This is a genomic window from Microbulbifer maximicatervae (SeqCode) (genome assembly GCF_052467305.1).
Genome location: NZ_CP174306.1, coordinates 3,787,110 through 3,803,157, shown reverse-complemented (window position 1 = coordinate 3,803,157; position 16,048 = coordinate 3,787,110). Strand labels below are relative to the sequence as shown.

The window sequence follows — 16,048 nt, the reverse complement described above, 5'->3', positions numbered from 1 at the left end:
TTGTTTAACGCAGCAGGTTGGACTTGCGAATATCCGGCTTCTGCGCTGCGCGGAAAATCAGGGCAATCTTGCCAATTTCCTGTACCAACTCGGATGAGGATTTTTCGCAAAGCTCACCAACGATTTGGTGGCGTACTTCCCGGTCGGCGATCATCAGTTTGACCTTGATCAGCTCGTGGTCTTCGAGTGCCCGGTTCAGTTCTTCCATCACCCCCTCGCTCAGCCCATTGCCGGCTACGGTCACGACAGGTTTCAGATTGTGACCCAGAGAGCGAAGAGCTTTTTTGCGGTCGGCGGTTAAAGGCATACAATACTCCATTACCACTTTGTGGAATTCGATGTGGGAGCGGCCACAGACCGCGATCGTCGCCAGCGTTTGTTCGGCGGACCCGATCGCGGCCAGTGGCCGCTCTTACAATTAAGCTGTAGTGATTGTAGGCATTGTACCCGATGGGCCGATCTAAGAGCAGCCACCGTTGGCTGCGTGAACATTTTAATGACCATTACGTCAAACAGTCCCAAAAAGAGGGCTACCGCTCCCGTGCCAGCTACAAGCTGCAGGAGCTGCAAAATAAGGACCGCTTATTCAAGCCGGGAATGACTGTTGTCGACCTGGGTGCGGCTCCAGGGGGCTGGTCCCAGGTAGCGATGGAGTTGGTAGGGCACAAAGGCAAGGTTTTGGCGTCAGATATATTGCCGATGGACCCGCTGGCCGGTGTGGACTTTGTCCAGGGGGACTTTACCGAGGAGTCGGTGCTCAGTGAACTGTTACAGCGCATGGGCGATGAACTGGCAGACCTTGTGATTTCCGATATGGCCCCCAATATGAGTGGGATACGCGATGTTGATCAGCCCGCCTCCATGTATTTGGTGGAACTGGCGGTCGATATGGCCCGGCAGGTACTTAAGCCCGGTGGTGCATTTGTTGCAAAGGTATTCCAGGGAGAGGGTTTCGACGAGTTGATCCGCGACTTGCGTGGGAGCTACAACAGTGTCGTAACTCGCAAACCTGGTGCTTCCCGCCCCCGTTCACGTGAAGTATACGTGGTGGCGCGAGGATTTAAGGGCTGAGAGCGACTGAGAACATCGGCGTATTTCTAGTCTGACTCCCCATATGGTATAAGCGATACCTGTATCGGGGGCGAAGGCTGTTGACCCCCCGCACCTATACTGGTTTTATCCGGTATTGATGTGGCCGGCATTGCCGGAATGAACGGATTTTGATTGCGAAAGCGAGAGGGCTATCCCTTTGAATGATATGGCAAAGAACCTGGTACTGTGGTTGATCATCGCAGCGGTACTGCTGATGGTTTTTCAAAACTTTAAACCGCAGTCACGGGATGAGGCTCTCAGTTACTCCGACTTTGTTCAGGATGTGCAGTCGGGCCAAGTTAAGAACGTGATCGTAGACGGTCTGGTGATCACCGGCGAAAAAGCCGATGGCAGCCGCTTCAAGACTATCCAGCCACAGATTATCGACGATGAACTCACCAATGAGCTGGTTCGCAGCAATGTGCAATTCGTTGGTCGCGAGCCTGAGTCACCGAGTATCTGGCAGCAGCTTCTGGTAGCCAGCTTCCCGATCCTGATTATTATCGCTGTGTTTATGTTCTTTATGCGCCAAATGCAGGGCGGAGCCGGCGGTCGCTCAGGTCCTATGGCATTTGGTAAGAGTAAGGCGCGCCTGCTGGGCGAAGACCAGATCAAGACAACTTTTTCCGACGTTGCCGGAGTAGATGAAGCTAAGGAAGAGGTACAGGAGCTGGTCGAGTTCCTGCGCGATCCCACCAAGTTCCAGCGACTGGGTGGCAATATCCCCCGTGGCGTACTGATGTGTGGCCCTCCCGGTACCGGTAAGACCCTGCTTGCCAAAGCAATTGCCGGCGAAGCAAAAGTACCTTTCTTCTCCATCTCCGGTTCTGACTTTGTTGAGATGTTCGTTGGTGTGGGCGCTTCCCGGGTGCGGGATATGTTTGACCAAGCCAAGAAGCAGGCTCCCTGCATCATCTTTATCGACGAGATTGACGCTGTTGGCCGTCACCGTGGAGCCGGCGTTGGCGGCGGTCACGATGAGCGCGAGCAGACCCTGAACCAGTTGCTGGTTGAGATGGATGGTTTCGAAGGTAATGAGGGTGTGATCGTAATTGCAGCGACCAACCGCCCGGATGTACTGGACCACGCCCTGTTGCGCCCGGGTCGCTTTGACCGCCAGGTATTTGTTGGGCTGCCGGATATTCGTGGCCGCGAACAAATCCTCAAGGTTCATATGCGTAAAGTGCCTATGGACGACAAGGTGAATCCGCAAACTATTGCCCGTGGAACCCCTGGTTTCTCCGGTGCCGATCTGGCTAACCTGGTCAACGAAGCCGCCCTATTTGCTGCGCGGGCCAATAGACGCACCGTAACCATGGAAGAGTTTGAGCGCGCCCGTGACAAGATCATGATGGGTGCCGAGCGCAAGTCCATGGTGATGAATGAAAAGGAAAAGGTGAATACCGCTTACCACGAGGCCGGTCACGCCATTATTGGTCGACTGGTACCCGAGCATGACCCGGTACACAAAGTAACTATTATTCCCCGTGGCCGCGCTCTGGGCGTCACCCAGTTCCTGCCTGAGGAAGACAAGTACAGCCTGTCCAAGCGCGCGATTGAATCGCAACTGTGCTCCCTGTTTGGCGGCCGTATTGCCGAGGAAATGACCCTGGGTATCGACGGTGTTACTACCGGCGCTTCCAACGACATTGAACGGGCCACTGACTTGGCGCGCAGTATGGTGACCAAGTGGGGCTTGTCCGAAAAGCTCGGCCCATTGCATTACGGCGAAGATGAAAGTGGCCAGCCCGGTCAGGGCAATCCAGTTTCCGGCAAGACTTCCAATGAAATTGATGTGGAGGTGCGCCGTATTATCGATGTCTGCTACGAGCGAGCACAAAAGCTGCTGGAAGATAACCGCGATATTCTTGAAGCGATGAAAGATGCGCTGATGGAATATGAAACCCTGGATGCGGAGCAGGTGGACGATCTTATGGCTCGCCGCAAAGTTCGCGCACCAAGGGACTGGGAAGACAATAACTTCGGTTCTGGTGGAAACAGCCCGACCCAGGATACTGAAACCACAGAGGCCTCAACTGAGGCGGATAAGAGCAATACCGTCGGCGGCCCATTAAACGGCCACTGATTCTCCGAAGCGACTAACTGGACAAAACCAAATGCCGGGTTGGGGATAGGGCGATAGCCTGTTCCGATCCGGCATTTTTTTATTTCAGCCAATGAAAATTATCTGTGGTAACCACACCTTAGACCTCTCCCAACCGGTGGTTATGGGGGTTCTGAATACAACGCCAGACTCCTTTTCCGACGGTGGTAATTACTATGCCTCCGGTAGCCTGGACTTGACCCTGGCTCTGCAAAGAGCAGAACAGATGCTCTCTGAGGGAGCGAAAGTCCTGGATATTGGCGGAGAATCGACACGCCCTGGCGCATCGCCGGTCACCGAGCAGCAGGAGCTGGATCGGGTAGTGCCGGTGGTGGAGGCAATCAAAGCTAACTTTGACGCGATTATCTCTGTCGATACCAGTACTCCGGCAGTGATGCGTGAGTCAGCTGCGGTAGGGGCGGGACTGATCAATGATGTTCGTGCCCTGGAGCGCCCGGGTGCACTGGAAGCAGCCGTCGAGAGTGGCTTGGCGATCTGCCTGATGCATATGCAGGGTCAGCCCGGCACTATGCAGGATGATCCGTCTTACACTGATGTTGTAGAGGATGTCGCCAGGTACCTGCAGAAACGGGTCGATCTCTGTATCGAACTGGGGGTGGCACGGGATCGGCTCATTCTCGACCCAGGTTTTGGCTTTGGCAAAACCGATGAGCACAATTTGACGTTGTTGCGTAATTTGTCGCAGCTGGCGCCGGCGGATATGCCCATACTGGCAGGCTTGTCGCGCAAGTCGATGATCGGCCGCCTGCTCGATCGAGATGTAGATGGCCGACTCCCCGGTAGCCTGGCCCTGGCCATGTTGGCTGCGCAAAAGGGCGCAAGAATTTTACGTGTCCACGATGTTGCGGAAACCGTGGATGTGTTGCGCATGCAGCAATTGGTTTGCAGCGAAATTTGATGAGTGATGTCTTACAGAGACCTTAAGCCGCAGGGTCCTGTTGTGGTTTTCCGACAGAATAGAAAAGCGGCGAAGTACACAATTGAGAAGCGTTATGGAAAGAAAGTATTTTGGTACTGATGGTATTCGTGGTCGCGTTGGTACGGGAGCAATTACTCCCGATTTTATGCTGCGCCTCGGATACGCTGCGGGCAAGGTATTAGGGAGAACTTTCAAAGAGAAACATCACCGTCGACCTCGCATTCTTATTGGTAAAGACACCAGGGTTTCCGGCTATATGTTCGAGGCGGCTCTCGAAGCAGGTCTGATTAATGCCGGTGTTGATGTCGCCCTGTTGGGGCCAATGCCGACTCCGGCGATTGCCTACCTGACCCGGACTTTCCATGCCGGTGCAGGCATTGTTATCAGCGCTTCCCATAACCCTTACCATGACAATGGCATCAAGTTTTTCAGTGCTGAAGGTACCAAGTTGCCGGATGAGGTTGAGCTGGAGATCGAAGCCGCTCTCGAGCTGCCAATGGAAACTTCTGACGATCTCGGTCGCGCCTATCGTGTTGATGATGCAGCCGCGCGTTACATTGAGTTCTGCAAGGCTTCCACGCCCTGGGGTTTCTCCTTGGAGGGGCTGAAAATTGTTCTCGACTGCGCAAATGGTGCCACTTATCACGTAGCGCCAATGGTATTTCGTGAACTGGGAGCAGAAGTCAGCGTAATAGGGGCTGGGCCCGATGGACTCAATATCAATCTTGATTGCGGCTCCACTAAACCGCAGCAATTACAACGAGCCGTGGTTAAGCGCGGTGCGGACCTGGGAATAGCCTTTGATGGTGACGGGGATCGGGTGTTGTTCGTCGATGCCAATGGGGAATTGGTCGATGGCGATCAGCTGCTGTATATCATCGCTATGCACCAGCATAAATTCCTGGGCGGTTGCAGTGGTGTTGTCGGCACTTTGATGAGCAATTACGGTTTTGAGCTCGCACTGCGCGAAAATAAAATTCCGTTTGAGAGAGCCAAAGTGGGCGACCGCCATGTGCTTGAGAAAATGTCAGCTAATCAGTGGAAGCTGGGAGGCGAGTCGTCAGGCCACATTATCTGTGCCGATGCTTCTACCACCGGCGACGGTATCATTGCCGCACTGCAGGTACTGCGTAGCCTGTGTGAATTTGATGAGCCCTTGCATCAGCTTAAATCCCGTATGACAATGTTCCCCCAGCACATGATTAATGTGCAACTGGCTCATCGCGATGGTGTTCTCGATCACACAGACGTTAAGGCCATTGTTGTCGATGCAGAACGTCAGCTCGCAGACAGCGGACGTGTGCTGCTGCGGCCATCTGGCACAGAGCCTCTGATCCGGGTAATGGTTGAAGGCCGCGACAGCGCCCTGGTGGAACAGCTGGCCAAAGATATTTCCTCCGTGGTGGAGCGAATTGGAAATAACTGATCTGCTGCGATTTAACCCGTAGTAAATCGGTCCTCTTGGGGCGTAGAAGAAACTCGTATAATTTTGGTTGTATGTTGGCGTCAATGTCGCTAAGATTTGCGCCCCTTGAAGGAGCACACATGCGAACACCGCTAGTAGCAGCAAACTGGAAAATGAACGGCAGCCGCGAGTTTGCCGAACGTTTTTTTACCGAACTCAACCTCGAAGGTGTGAAGTCCGGTGTTGTTGTTTGCCCATCTTTTCCATATCTCGGCCTAGTGGCTGATGCGGCGGAAAAGAGCGGAGGTTTTAGCCTGGGTGCCCAGGACCTTAGCCAGGAGCCCAAAGGGGCGTTTACTGGTGAGGTTTCCGCTAGCATGTTACTGGATTGGAATACCCGTTACGTTATTGTCGGGCATTCTGAGCGCCGTAGTCTCTACGGAGAAACCAGTGAGTTAGTGGCGAAAAAATTTGTTGCGGCCCAAGAGGCGGGATTGACTCCAATACTTTGCGTCGGGGAAACCCTTGAAGAACGCGAGCAGGAGCGCACTCTCGAAGTGGTTGCAAAACAACTTCAAGCGGTTGCCGATATCATTGATTCGGCTGGCTGGAAGCAGTCCGTGATTGCCTATGAGCCGGTATGGGCCATTGGCACCGGAAAAACTGCTACTCCTGATGAAGCCCAAGCTGTACATGCATTTATTCGCTCGCAGTTGGGAGATTTGGGCGCTGAAGTACAGATTTTATATGGCGGTAGTGTAAAATCCGCAAATGCCAGGGAGCTTTTTGCCCAGGCAGATATTGATGGTGCCCTGGTGGGTGGAGCCTCGCTGGATGCCGGCGAGTTTGCTGAGATTTGTCGCGCTGCTGTTTAAATTGACAGCACGCGGGTTGGCGAATACTGAATAACGGGTTGTTTAGACCCCGGTAGAGAGTTTCCAGAAAATGGAAAAATTGGTATTAGTTGTACACGTTTTGACCGCATTAGGCATTATTGGCCTGATTTTGTTGCAGCAAGGTAAAGGTGCCGAAGCCGGTGCTTCCTTTGGTGCGGGCGCGTCTCAGACAGTTTTTGGCAGTCAAGGTAGCGGAAATTTCTTTTCCCGCTTGACAGCAATTTTTGCGACGGTATTCTTCGTCACCAGTTTCGGCCTGGCCATCCTGGCTAAGCAAGGTGCAGGCACCAATGTTGATGCGGACCTTCCGCAAATTCCAGCAGCGGTACAGCAAATTGGCCCAGCCGAAGAACTGCCGGCTATCGACAGCGATATCCCGCAGCTCGAAACAGATTTGGAAACTGGCGATATCCCGCAGATTCCTGCAGACAGCACCGGTTCAGAAGAGCCAGCTGCTAACCAGGAAAGTGAGGAACAGCAGTAAAAGATTTTTGCCCAGGTGGTGGAATTGGTAGACACGCTATCTTGAGGGGGTAGTGAGCTATGCTCGTGCGGGTTCAAGTCCCGCCCTGGGCACCACATCAAGATCCGAAGAAGTTCGGAATCATCCAGAAAGCCCCGTAAATCGGGGCTTTTTGCTATCTGGAGGTTACACAGCCCTCCGCTCTAGTTCATTGCCATCTGGTGCTACATTTGGTGCTACCTCGGTTCAATTTAGAAACTGGTAGCACCACCATGGCTCTGACAGATACTCAAATCAAGCAGGCCAAACCAAGCGACAAGGATCAGTGGCTTACGGATGGACAGGGGCTGCGCCTGTTGATCAAACCTACTGGCTCCAAGTATTGGCGGCTTAAATATCGATTCCAAGGAAAGCAAAAGACGTTGGCCTTGGGCGTTTACCCCTCTGTAAGTCTCAAACAGGCGAGGCAAAAAGTAGCTGAAGCAAAATAGCTGCTAGCAGAGGATCGTGACCCTTCAGCACAGAAAAGAGTTGAGAAGTACCAAGCCAGATCCAATATTGACCGGAGTTTTGCTGTTGTTGCTGAAGAGTGGTGGAACCAGCAGAAAGGAACCTGGACAGAGAACCATGCCAACCGTGTATGGACTAGGCTACGAGATAATACCTTCCCTCGAATTGGCCAAAGGCCCATAGCTGATCTTCAGTCCCAAGATGTAATAGCCATTGTCTGCGATATTGAGGAGCGGGATGCGATGGATGTTGTGCAACGGGTTTTGCAAGATATTCGCCGCGTTTGTCGCTATGCGGTTCAAGTTGGCAAGCTTACGCATAATTCCGCGATTGAATTAACGGGTTTTTTGCGTGGCCGAAAAGTAGCCATCGGGCTTCCCTCCCGCGAGAAGAGTTGCCCTGCTTTCTGAAAGAGTTAGATCTTTATCAGGAGCGAGGGCGGATATTAACCAAGCTCGCTATTCAGTTATTGATATTCACCTTTGTTCGACCTGGCGAATTGCGTTGCGCACGTTGGGAAGAGTTCGACTTTGAATCCTCTCTTTGGCGAATCCCCGTTGAGCGAATGAAGATGGGTGTCCCGCGGTCTTCACAAGCTCTTGCTGCACTTGAAGAGTTGAAGTCTTTAACTGGCCAATATCCTCTGCTTTTCCCCTCTAAGCGGGAAAGGGCTCGGCCGTTGTCCGATTACACTATGCGTAGGGCAAATTTTAAAATGGGCTGGGATGGCTCCCAAGAGAGGGGGGACTAAAGCAAACCCCTATGATTTCCATATTGCTGCTACCTCAGCCTTGAATCAGGTCTGCTTTGATTCTGATGTCATTGAAAGGTAACGGAAAGGAATTAGCAGCGAATCTCACTCCTATTCGTTCAATAGATGAGGGAAAAGAGATGATACAGTGATGGGCAAGTTTACTTCGCTGGGATGCGGGTACGGGAGCCGATATTAGCAATACCAAAGTAAGTACCCAAGAAAACCACGGTTTGCTTTTTTGCTTTTAAGTGGGGATAGATCTCTTGGCTTCACTCAATGATTTCATACCTTAAAAGTATGTTTTCTGCGTTAAAGTTCAATGTTGGAAACCTGAGTTTTTATTTTGTCGTTAGGGTATTTAAGCTGCAAAAAATAAAGAAGCACTACTTTATAAGTAGTGCTTCTTGCTTATTAAGGCATAAAACGCAACCGAAATAGGTTGTATTTATTGTGCCTCGTGCATGCTTTCAGTGACTTCGACTCGACTTTCAATTGTTAAGCCCGACTGCTTCATGGCATTGAATGCTTCCAGCAAATCGTTGCCTTCTTTAACTTTTAATATGGCAATGTCAGTGCCAGGAAATACCGATACTACTTCCATTCCTGTGGCTTCCGCTACTTCAGATGCAGTAACATTTTTACTTAATAAAATAGTTACATTGCCGGTTAACGTTGTTAGTTTATTGGTTATTATGTTCCGTACTATTGTACCTTTTCCGACAATGTCTGTTGCGGAATCAGTGTCAATATCTACGATGGCGCTTTCACCTTTGGTTGCAATGATTTGTTCTGGTGCAGCAAGAGATAAAGGAACCCTTGTTAGTGAGTGTTCAATCTTAAAGATACCAAATTCAGCATTCTCCTTTGCTTGTGTCGCTTTAACCTGTTTGCTCTCAGTGATAGCTCCTTGCTTAATATCATTTGCCTGTGCTATACCAGATATACACATTGTAGCAGTCAAGATAATTAATTTATTAATCTTCATAGTACTATCCTTCTTATTGAGCGGCTTGAGCAGCACGGCCGAATGTTCTTAATGAAACCCCCTCGAGAACGCTTTCTACAGGGTTATTTATCAGCCCCGTCGGTAGCTCCTCAGTCTCTTCATTGATAACAATTGTAGAGAGGTATTCCGTGTCTATGAACTCTAAATTAGTTTCACCAGTGTCTAGCGCTTTAAAAGTCCAGGTTCCCTTAGCATTTTCACCATAAAATGCATTAGAGAGGAACACAGCACCATTTAAGATATAACCCATGCTAAAACCATCAGCAGAACTCCAGGATGGATTCAATAATGCCTGCTTGGAAGACAATAAGACACTTCTGGTGCCGGAGGGAGAGATTACTTCAAGTGCCAAGTCATTTCCTGCAGAGCTTAATGAGGTTTCATTTAACAGGTAGCCCATATCATCATTACGGATGTCGAATTCAAACTGCATAGCTTCAATAATAATATCTTCAGCTACTTCAATTTGCAGGCTGACACCATTTGCGCTGTTATCCGGGATGGTTTCTTCAAGTGCAGCTTCACCAGCTGTCGACCCCAGGCCTCGCCACTCAGTGATCACTTGCTCTCCGAGATCCTCCGAGTAATTAAGGGCCATGTTTACTGCAGCACCGGCATCTACCCGACCAAATCCATATAAGTTATTAAATTGATAGCCAGCCGCATTTTCAACCCAGCCGTCATGAGCAATAAAGGAGTCTTCACCAATTGTTATCTTAACCGCTTCATTATCAGCATCAATTAAAGTGCTTGTTGAAGCCAAAATATGCCGAACATCACGCCAAGTTAACTCGGGGTTTGCAGATAAGATGAGAGAGACAACACCTGATGTATTAGGTGCTGCAGAAGATGTTCCATTAAAGGTGGAGGTATAGTTACAGCTAGTATTCTCCGGATGGCCAGGATAGTTGAATGGGAACTGGCTAGCCACAAAGTCTAGGCCATACGCTTCTCCCCAAATACTTATTGTTTCGCCATTAAAACCAGAGTACCCATTAATGCAGGTCATTTGGTCTGTGGTTACCATCGCTGGAGCCCATCGCCCATACTCTCCCGCTGGGGCTGAGACCATAGTGCTTGCACCGGCCGTTGAGTAGCTGGTATGTTTGCCATTAGCATTCACTGCTGCAATACCCAGGTAATATGGGTGTGCCTGACTGGATTCAAACGCTGCGTTATGACAAGTTAGGCCTAATGCAACAGCACCATTAACTTCACATAAATAACCATCACGACTACCGCCCTCAAAACCATTACCGTTAGATTTTATATTTAAGGCGCCTTTACCATTTCGAAGCACAAGGTTGGGGTAAGATTCAATAGCTTCATCCAAATATGAGTAACCTATAGAGCCGGGCCATGTAATGCCGTAACTGCGGTTGAATGCTGAAATTTCTTCATCGGTAGAAATACCACTTCCAGGAAAGCCATGAATTAATAGCTCTGTTTGTTCTATTGTCTCATCACCTAAATAATTCATACCGATGAGCCCTGTATCTGGGGCTACACCACGGGTACCAATATTGTTCCAGCCTTTAGCTGCAATTAACCCTGCGACACTAGTTCCATGATCGCCACTATTAGAAAGGCTTGTTGGATCTGTTCTGTCAGATGCTAATTCGGATAAGTTGAGGGAACGATTTACTAGTACATTGTCTATCAAGTCTTCATGACGAATTTCTAAGCCTGAATCTACAACAACTGCTGTAACACCCGTACCAGTCACGCCTTGAGCAAAAGAAGCGGCTACATTCATATCTTCGCCAGCAATAAGCTCTTCTGCTAAATGGGTTTCATATTTTTCGCTGGCATATTCGGATGTATAGAAACCTATATCAACCATCCCTTGTGGTACCGAATCACTCAGTGCGAAAGCTCTTTGACCAGTATTGCGTAAGTGCCATTGCTGATAAGCTAAAGGATCACTTGCAACATTGATAATTTCGATTACTGCAGATGCAGATGAATCATTCGCTGTTACTGTATAAGAAATGGAAGCGTTTTCCCCTGAGAATGAGGTGTACTCGAACTGATTTTCATTTAAGGTTAGTTCACCGTGACTAAATGTATATATATCATCTACTGGATTTACAGCTGCTTCATTTTCAGAAAAACTATACGTTAAAGCGTCGCCATCCTGGTCGTTGCCCTGCAATTCTCCAGATATTGGAATCCATTGTTTGGCTCCATCTACAGTTACATCGACAGCAGTTGGGGGTATATCTGCAATGATTTCAATAGTTGAAGATGCTGAAGCACCGTTAGCGGTTACGGTATAGGTGATGGAGGCATCTTCTCCAGAAGCTGATGTATATTCGAACTGATCACCGCTTAACGTTAGCTGACCGTGGGAGAACGTATAAACACCATCAACTGGGTCAATAGTCCCATCATCACCAGAAAAGCTATATGTCAGGGTGTCTCCATCCTCATCATTGCCCAATAGTATCCCTGATACAGGAACAGACTGTTTTACACCCTCTATAGTAACTGTGCTAGCAGTTGGTGGGATGTCGGCCGGTTCAGGCGTTGGAGTGGCCCCAGAAGAACTACTATCACTACCGCAACCCGACAAAGTTAATAAAATGGCTGCATGAATAGCAGAAAATTGAAATATTTTTTTATTCATTTAAATTCCCTATATTTTAATACTTATTGAGCAAGGCGATTATAAGTCAGCTCGTTGGCACCTGGTCAAATAAATTTGCTCACTTGACTTTTAGTGGTGTTTTTAGATTTGGTATCTGGTCTATTGACTTGGTGTGACTGTCAAGTGCGGACAGAATTAAAGAGGTCTTTATGAACGACTGTTGGTTCTATACACGGTCTGCAAGCGTCAGTTGGTGCTTATGGGGAGAGTACCTATTCAGTACAGTTATAGGGTTATAGTAGCTAAAGTCAGGATAGGCAGGCTGGGCGTAAACTTTCTAATATGAATGATAATCTTGGGTGATTGGCTGTTTGTTTATCTCACTGTGTTTGTCTGAAGTGAGAAGCTTTGAGCGGGCGACAGTCAGATTTTACCCAGTGAGAGTTATGAAGATAAATAAAATGTTCTTGTACGATAAAAAATCAGGCGGAGATTTAATAATATAAAATTTTTTTGGCTGGAATTAATGCGGAATAGTCCATTGGAAGTTTGATTTTCAGTACTTTGTTGGTTTTTACCTGTCTTTGAAAGTGATGCGGCTCTGCTATTTTTCTTTCAAATGGAGCTAGATGATGTAGGTTTCCATAGGTTCCTGATTTATTTATCCTTAAAAGTTAATTGGTCTATAGACAGTTAACTTTCCTCTTAATCACCAGGGGAATTGATTGTTGTGTAGTTTAGAGTGTTACGTATTCGGTGCATATGTTTGTATTACAGTCTCTACGACCTTGCTATGACTGATGCGCTATATGAAATTAACTCTATGAGTGTTTTTGTTCAAATTTTTCTTAAAAAGAATAATCAAGCTCGACAATTATATTTCATTCCCTTTTCTCCTTTTCTCCTTTTCTCCTTTTCTCCTTTTCTCCTTTTCTCCTTTTCTCCTTTTCTCCTTTTCTCCTTTTCTCCTTTTCTCCTTTTCTCCTTTTCGCTTTCTCATGATTGAGACAGTAATGGATAATTGTCTTTATGAGTTTTCTTTGGACTTTATAGTGTAGGGCGGCAGTGCCGCACCTTTCAGGAAGCTACACTTCCTTCAGTTGGTGGTTCACCCGAATTTAATTCTGAAGCGTATCATCTAATCATTTGTAAAATAGGGATTAGTTAGAGCTGATATTTTCCATTTTTTGTCAACTGTAGATTAAGTAAGTATGGAAGCTTATGGAAAAATGATCGAAGGATAACGATGTTGGAATAGGTGCAAAAGAAAAATGGCAGATGCGAGAGGGGTTGAGATTAATCGGTTTGTGATATGTAGGTAGTTAGGTCAAAGTCGATATTGCAGTGCTTATTACTTCAAGGAAGCTAAAAGAGTAACTGAAGTTTCCATGCCAGACAGGAAAATTATATGTTGGCTGAATTGAATGTTTGCTACTCTATTTTTTATGGCTTGTATCTATCAGAATGTCTATACAAGTGTCATCGATATGTGTGATACGGATGAATACTACCTTTGCTTCATTAATTGTTGCTTTTCAAACATGGGTGTAGGTCAAAATAAAAGTTAAGTTCTTATGAAAATGGCTTTCTGTTGTTTGAAGGGATTGTTGTGTTTTGCAGGTTTGTGGTGAGGTAAGAGAAGCTGGAGTTTTAAATGAGCAGTTAATTTAAGTTTAAATATATATTTTTAAATGGTGTGATATGTGGGGTATGACTAATCTGAATGTAGCCTGAATGTTTTAAATTTATCAGAATTTTTCCTGAAATATTTTAAGTGTTAATTATATTGGTGAATTATCTTGCTACTTAATAATTGGATATTTATACTGCTTGCATGATTATTTTTTTAAGGATGAAAAATGAAGTTTTTGAAGTCTATGTTACCGGTGTTTGTCTTGTTGTTACCGGTGTTTGTCTTGTTGTTAGCGAGTCAGTCTTTTGCAGAAATGAATTTTATTAGCGGCGTTAAACACAATGTTACTGAGTACTCTTATACTTCGGATACTCGGCGAATTGCTGAGATTGATGTCTTGAGTGATGGTGCGCAAGAAATCAGTTTCGATATTACTGCGATTGTATCTGGTTTGGGAGGGTTGAGGTCAGATGTAGTTTGTCGTTATTCCCATAGGGGAGAGCGTTGTGATCCTACCCACCAAAGACGGACACTCTCTTAAGCGATAAACTACGCAGCAGAGGTGCCCTATGACACGATCAAGTAAATCAACCAAAACCACTCGTAAAAAATACTCAGAGGAATATAGAAAAGATGCCCTAGCACTGGCGGTCAAGGTAGGGGTAAGCGTTGCCGCTAAACAGCTTGGGTTACATCCTTCCCAGATTTACGGATGGCGAAGCAAGGCTAAGTTACATCAGAGCCGAGGGGATGCCGAGAGAGAGCTGGCCACAGAGAATGCTCGCCTTAAGCGGCAGCTGGCTGAGCAGGCAGAGGAGCTGGCGATCTTAAAAAAGGCCGCAGCGTACTTTGCAAAGAGCCTGAAATGAGGTACGCCTTCATGCTAAAGCACAGGCATAAGTTCAGCATCAAAGCGATGGCTAAGGTATTGAGCGTATCTCGCAGTGGGTTTTACGATTGGGTGTCAAGATCGGCCGATCAATCCAAGCGCCAGCAGTACCAAATGGAGCTTGATGGTTTGGTACAGCAGCGCTTTATAGCCAGTAAAGAACGTAGTGGCGCCCCTCGCCTGACGAGGGAATTGGCCAGTGAGGGGAGTAAATATAATCAAAAAACAGTTGCTGCCAGCATGCGTCGACAGGGCCTACGGGCTAAAGCCGCCAAGAGATATAAAGCCACAACCTACTCAAAACATGGTCTGCCAGTGGCCCCAAATCTGCTCGAGCAGAACTTCAATACTGAAGCGCCGAATCAGAAATGGGTCGGGGATATTACCTACCTACGAACAGAAGAGGGTTGGTTATATCTGGCTGTAGTGATAGACCTATATAGTCGGCTGGTTATTGGTTGGGCGATGTCAGAAACGATGACAGCTACATTGGTCTGTGACGCCCTTCAAATGGCTTTATGGCGACGTAAGAAACCTACAAATGTTATCGTGCATACTGACAGGGGAAGCCAATATTGCTCTACAGATTATCAATCTTTAATTACAGCTTATGATCTGCGGTGCAGCATGAGCGCCAAAGGTAACTGCTATGATAACGCCTGCGCAGAAACGTTCTTCCACTCACTTAAGGTAGAAGTAATCCATGGTAACCGCTTTCCTACAAGGTGCCTCATGCGGGAAACCGTATTTGAGTATATAGAAATAGACTACAATCGAAATCGCTTACACAGCGCCAATGGCTATCTCAGCCCTGAGGCGTTTGAGGAACAACTAGTCGCTTAGTGGTGTGTCCGTTGTTGGTGGGTAGGATCATTGCTACACTAGAAATCATTCTAGAATTTTTGACTATGTGTATGACGTTTCGATCACGGCAAGTTGTGTTGCCAAAGATGGTACTCAAACTGCAATAGGGGTTGATAGGGACGATAAAAATATTTATACGAATGTGCCCATTTCAGATTTTCGCAATGAAGTAGTCTTAACGATAGATAATGGTTCAATTGCCGCGGATATGTGCGATACCTTGACGGTTGATATTCAGGGTGATTTAGAGGCTATTGAAGATGTAAATTTAAAAGTTTTCACCTACGAAATTTTCTAGTTAATAGTATGAAAGTGTCGGTAATAATTGCCGGCACTTTCACAGTCGAACTCCAATCTAGTATATCCATACAATCAAAAGTAGTGGATCACCGCACACCTAATAGAAATGATGTCAGCTCTGTAGCAGAGTCAGAAGCAGTTAATAAAGACTTTTCTTTTATCTGAAGTCGGTAAGGGTTGAACGGCTTAGTAGTGGCGATTCAGTGCCGATAGCTACCGGCCGGTTAAAAGTGATGAACTTATATTGAGCTGGATACCGATTCGTTAAATTTCCTTCACAATAGAGTCTGTCGCTAGTTTTGAGCCCCATCAAGGGGCTTTTTTGTATCTGTTGATTAACAATTGAGGTCAATAGCTGATGCAGGCTAAAGGGTGGGGGAATTGTCTGTACAGGAATACTCTCATATAGAGAGGCGAATGGGATTAATACCCTTATCTTGTGTGTGGTCTATGGGATAACTGAGCACTTTTCTTTGTGTGAGGTAGTAGGCGCTACCCTGATTTCCGGTGCGGAAAGTGAGAAAGATGCCCAGACTTGAGCCAGATCATTTTTCCCCAGTCAGAGTGGCATAAGGTAACGGAATTAGTGTCCCGGCAGTGAC

The 16,048-nt window shown here is 47.3% G+C and carries 16 protein-coding genes and 1 tRNA gene; 13 read left to right on the top strand and 4 right to left on the bottom strand.

The window, feature by feature from the left end; all coding sequences use genetic code 11:
• Nucleotides 1-4 precede the first annotated feature (4 nt).
• On the bottom strand, nucleotides 5-307 hold the full coding sequence (gene yhbY, locus ACJJI4_RS16625; RefSeq protein ID WP_108734403.1) for a ribosome assembly RNA-binding protein YhbY: 303 nt from the start codon (nucleotides 305-307) through the stop codon (nucleotides 5-7).
• Nucleotides 308-450: 143 nt separating this feature from the next.
• Between yhbY and rlmE the strand changes: the two genes are divergently transcribed.
• The 10 genes from rlmE (at nucleotide 451) to ACJJI4_RS16575 (ending at nucleotide 8,161) form a co-directional block, all read left to right on the top strand.
• Nucleotides 451-1,071 (top strand): 23S rRNA (uridine(2552)-2'-O)-methyltransferase RlmE, encoded by a 621-nt coding sequence (rlmE, locus tag ACJJI4_RS16620; protein ID WP_108734402.1) that lies wholly within the window; start codon nucleotides 451-453, stop codon nucleotides 1,069-1,071.
• Between the two features lie 187 nt (nucleotides 1,072-1,258).
• Complete coding sequence (gene ftsH, locus ACJJI4_RS16615; RefSeq protein WP_444896163.1) at nucleotides 1,259-3,178, top strand: ATP-dependent zinc metalloprotease FtsH; 1,920 nt, start codon at nucleotides 1,259-1,261, stop codon at nucleotides 3,176-3,178.
• A 91-nt stretch (nucleotides 3,179-3,269) separates the two neighbouring features.
• Entirely contained in the window at nucleotides 3,270-4,115 is an 846-nt protein-coding gene (folP, locus tag ACJJI4_RS16610; RefSeq protein WP_444925835.1) for a dihydropteroate synthase, read from the top strand.
• Between the two features lie 94 nt (nucleotides 4,116-4,209).
• Nucleotides 4,210-5,562 (top strand): phosphoglucosamine mutase, encoded by a 1,353-nt coding sequence (gene glmM, locus ACJJI4_RS16605; protein ID WP_444896165.1) that lies wholly within the window; start codon nucleotides 4,210-4,212, stop codon nucleotides 5,560-5,562.
• A 119-nt stretch (nucleotides 5,563-5,681) separates the two neighbouring features.
• Nucleotides 5,682-6,416, top strand: a complete 735-nt coding sequence (tpiA, locus tag ACJJI4_RS16600) for a triose-phosphate isomerase (RefSeq protein ID WP_444925834.1) — start codon at nucleotides 5,682-5,684, stop codon at nucleotides 6,414-6,416.
• A gap of 70 nt (nucleotides 6,417-6,486) precedes the next feature.
• Nucleotides 6,487-6,921: a preprotein translocase subunit SecG gene (gene secG / locus ACJJI4_RS16595; protein ID WP_413663227.1), complete on the top strand. Its 435-nt coding sequence runs from the start codon at nucleotides 6,487-6,489 to the stop codon at nucleotides 6,919-6,921.
• 9 nt (nucleotides 6,922-6,930) lie between these two features.
• Nucleotides 6,931-7,016 (top strand) — tRNA-Leu (locus ACJJI4_RS16590).
• A gap of 156 nt (nucleotides 7,017-7,172) precedes the next feature.
• The gene (locus ACJJI4_RS16585) at nucleotides 7,173-7,391 is read left to right on the top strand and encodes an Arm DNA-binding domain-containing protein (protein ID WP_444925833.1); all 219 of its coding nucleotides are present in this window, start codon (nucleotides 7,173-7,175) and stop codon (nucleotides 7,389-7,391) included.
• A complete protein-coding gene (locus ACJJI4_RS16580) occupies nucleotides 7,392-7,820 on the top strand; it encodes a tyrosine-type recombinase/integrase (RefSeq protein WP_444928241.1) in 429 nt (142 codons plus the stop codon).
• Complete coding sequence (locus ACJJI4_RS16575) at nucleotides 7,805-8,161, top strand: tyrosine-type recombinase/integrase (protein WP_444925832.1); 357 nt, start codon at nucleotides 7,805-7,807, stop codon at nucleotides 8,159-8,161. The genes ACJJI4_RS16580 and ACJJI4_RS16575 overlap by 16 nt, the downstream gene beginning before the upstream one ends.
• A 448-nt stretch (nucleotides 8,162-8,609) precedes the next feature.
• Here ACJJI4_RS16575 and ACJJI4_RS16570 read toward each other — a convergent pair whose 3' ends face one another.
• The 3 genes from ACJJI4_RS16570 to ACJJI4_RS16560 form a co-directional block, all read right to left on the bottom strand.
• Nucleotides 8,610-9,149, bottom strand: coding sequence for a serine protease external chaperone (locus ACJJI4_RS16570; protein ID WP_444918128.1), 540 nt, complete (start codon nucleotides 9,147-9,149; stop codon nucleotides 8,610-8,612).
• A 13-nt stretch (nucleotides 9,150-9,162) separates the two neighbouring features.
• Complete coding sequence (locus ACJJI4_RS16565; RefSeq protein WP_444925831.1) at nucleotides 9,163-11,799, bottom strand: S8 family serine peptidase; 2,637 nt, start codon at nucleotides 11,797-11,799, stop codon at nucleotides 9,163-9,165.
• An 835-nt stretch (nucleotides 11,800-12,634) separates the two neighbouring features.
• Nucleotides 12,635-12,760, bottom strand: coding sequence for a hypothetical protein (locus ACJJI4_RS16560; protein WP_444925830.1), 126 nt, complete (start codon nucleotides 12,758-12,760; stop codon nucleotides 12,635-12,637).
• 859 nt (nucleotides 12,761-13,619) lie between these two features.
• Between ACJJI4_RS16560 and ACJJI4_RS16555 the strand changes: the two genes are divergently transcribed.
• The 3 genes from ACJJI4_RS16555 to ACJJI4_RS16545 all read left to right on the top strand — a co-directional run bounded on the left by ACJJI4_RS16555 (nucleotide 13,620) and on the right by ACJJI4_RS16545 (nucleotide 15,444).
• Complete coding sequence (locus ACJJI4_RS16555; protein ID WP_444925829.1) at nucleotides 13,620-13,934, top strand: hypothetical protein; 315 nt, start codon at nucleotides 13,620-13,622, stop codon at nucleotides 13,932-13,934.
• A gap of 28 nt (nucleotides 13,935-13,962) precedes the next feature.
• A protein-coding gene (locus ACJJI4_RS16550; protein WP_444925492.1) for an IS3 family transposase occupies nucleotides 13,963-15,125 on the top strand; the annotation gives its coding sequence in 2 pieces (ribosomal slippage) (nucleotides 13,963-14,221 and nucleotides 14,221-15,125; 1,164 coding nt in all).
• Between the two features lie 67 nt (nucleotides 15,126-15,192).
• Nucleotides 15,193-15,444, top strand: coding sequence for a hypothetical protein (locus tag ACJJI4_RS16545; RefSeq protein ID WP_444925828.1), 252 nt, complete (start codon nucleotides 15,193-15,195; stop codon nucleotides 15,442-15,444).
• The last annotated feature ends 604 nt before the right edge of the window (nucleotides 15,445-16,048 follow it).

What these genes read in the sequence shown, in the direction of transcription:
- yhbY (WP_108734403.1), bottom strand. Translation starts at nt 307, where the DNA reads ATGCCTTTAACCGCCGACCGCAAAAAAGCTCTTCGCTCTCTGGGTCAC.
- rlmE (WP_108734402.1), top strand. Translation starts at nt 451, where the DNA reads ATGGGCCGATCTAAGAGCAGCCACCGTTGGCTGCGTGAACATTTTAAT.
- ftsH (WP_444896163.1), top strand. Translation starts at nt 1,259, where the DNA reads ATGGCAAAGAACCTGGTACTGTGGTTGATCATCGCAGCGGTACTGCTG.
- folP (WP_444925835.1), top strand. Translation starts at nt 3,270, where the DNA reads ATGAAAATTATCTGTGGTAACCACACCTTAGACCTCTCCCAACCGGTG.
- glmM (WP_444896165.1), top strand. Translation starts at nt 4,210, where the DNA reads ATGGAAAGAAAGTATTTTGGTACTGATGGTATTCGTGGTCGCGTTGGT.
- tpiA (WP_444925834.1), top strand. Translation starts at nt 5,682, where the DNA reads ATGCGAACACCGCTAGTAGCAGCAAACTGGAAAATGAACGGCAGCCGC.
- secG (WP_413663227.1), top strand. Translation starts at nt 6,487, where the DNA reads ATGGAAAAATTGGTATTAGTTGTACACGTTTTGACCGCATTAGGCATT.
- ACJJI4_RS16585 (WP_444925833.1), top strand. Translation starts at nt 7,173, where the DNA reads ATGGCTCTGACAGATACTCAAATCAAGCAGGCCAAACCAAGCGACAAG.
- ACJJI4_RS16570 (WP_444918128.1), bottom strand. Translation starts at nt 9,149, where the DNA reads ATGAAGATTAATAAATTAATTATCTTGACTGCTACAATGTGTATATCT.
- ACJJI4_RS16565 (WP_444925831.1), bottom strand. Translation starts at nt 11,799, where the DNA reads ATGAATAAAAAAATATTTCAATTTTCTGCTATTCATGCAGCCATTTTA.
- ACJJI4_RS16560 (WP_444925830.1), bottom strand. Translation starts at nt 12,760, where the DNA reads ATGAGAAAGCGAAAAGGAGAAAAGGAGAAAAGGAGAAAAGGAGAAAAG.
- ACJJI4_RS16555 (WP_444925829.1), top strand. Translation starts at nt 13,620, where the DNA reads ATGAAGTTTTTGAAGTCTATGTTACCGGTGTTTGTCTTGTTGTTACCG.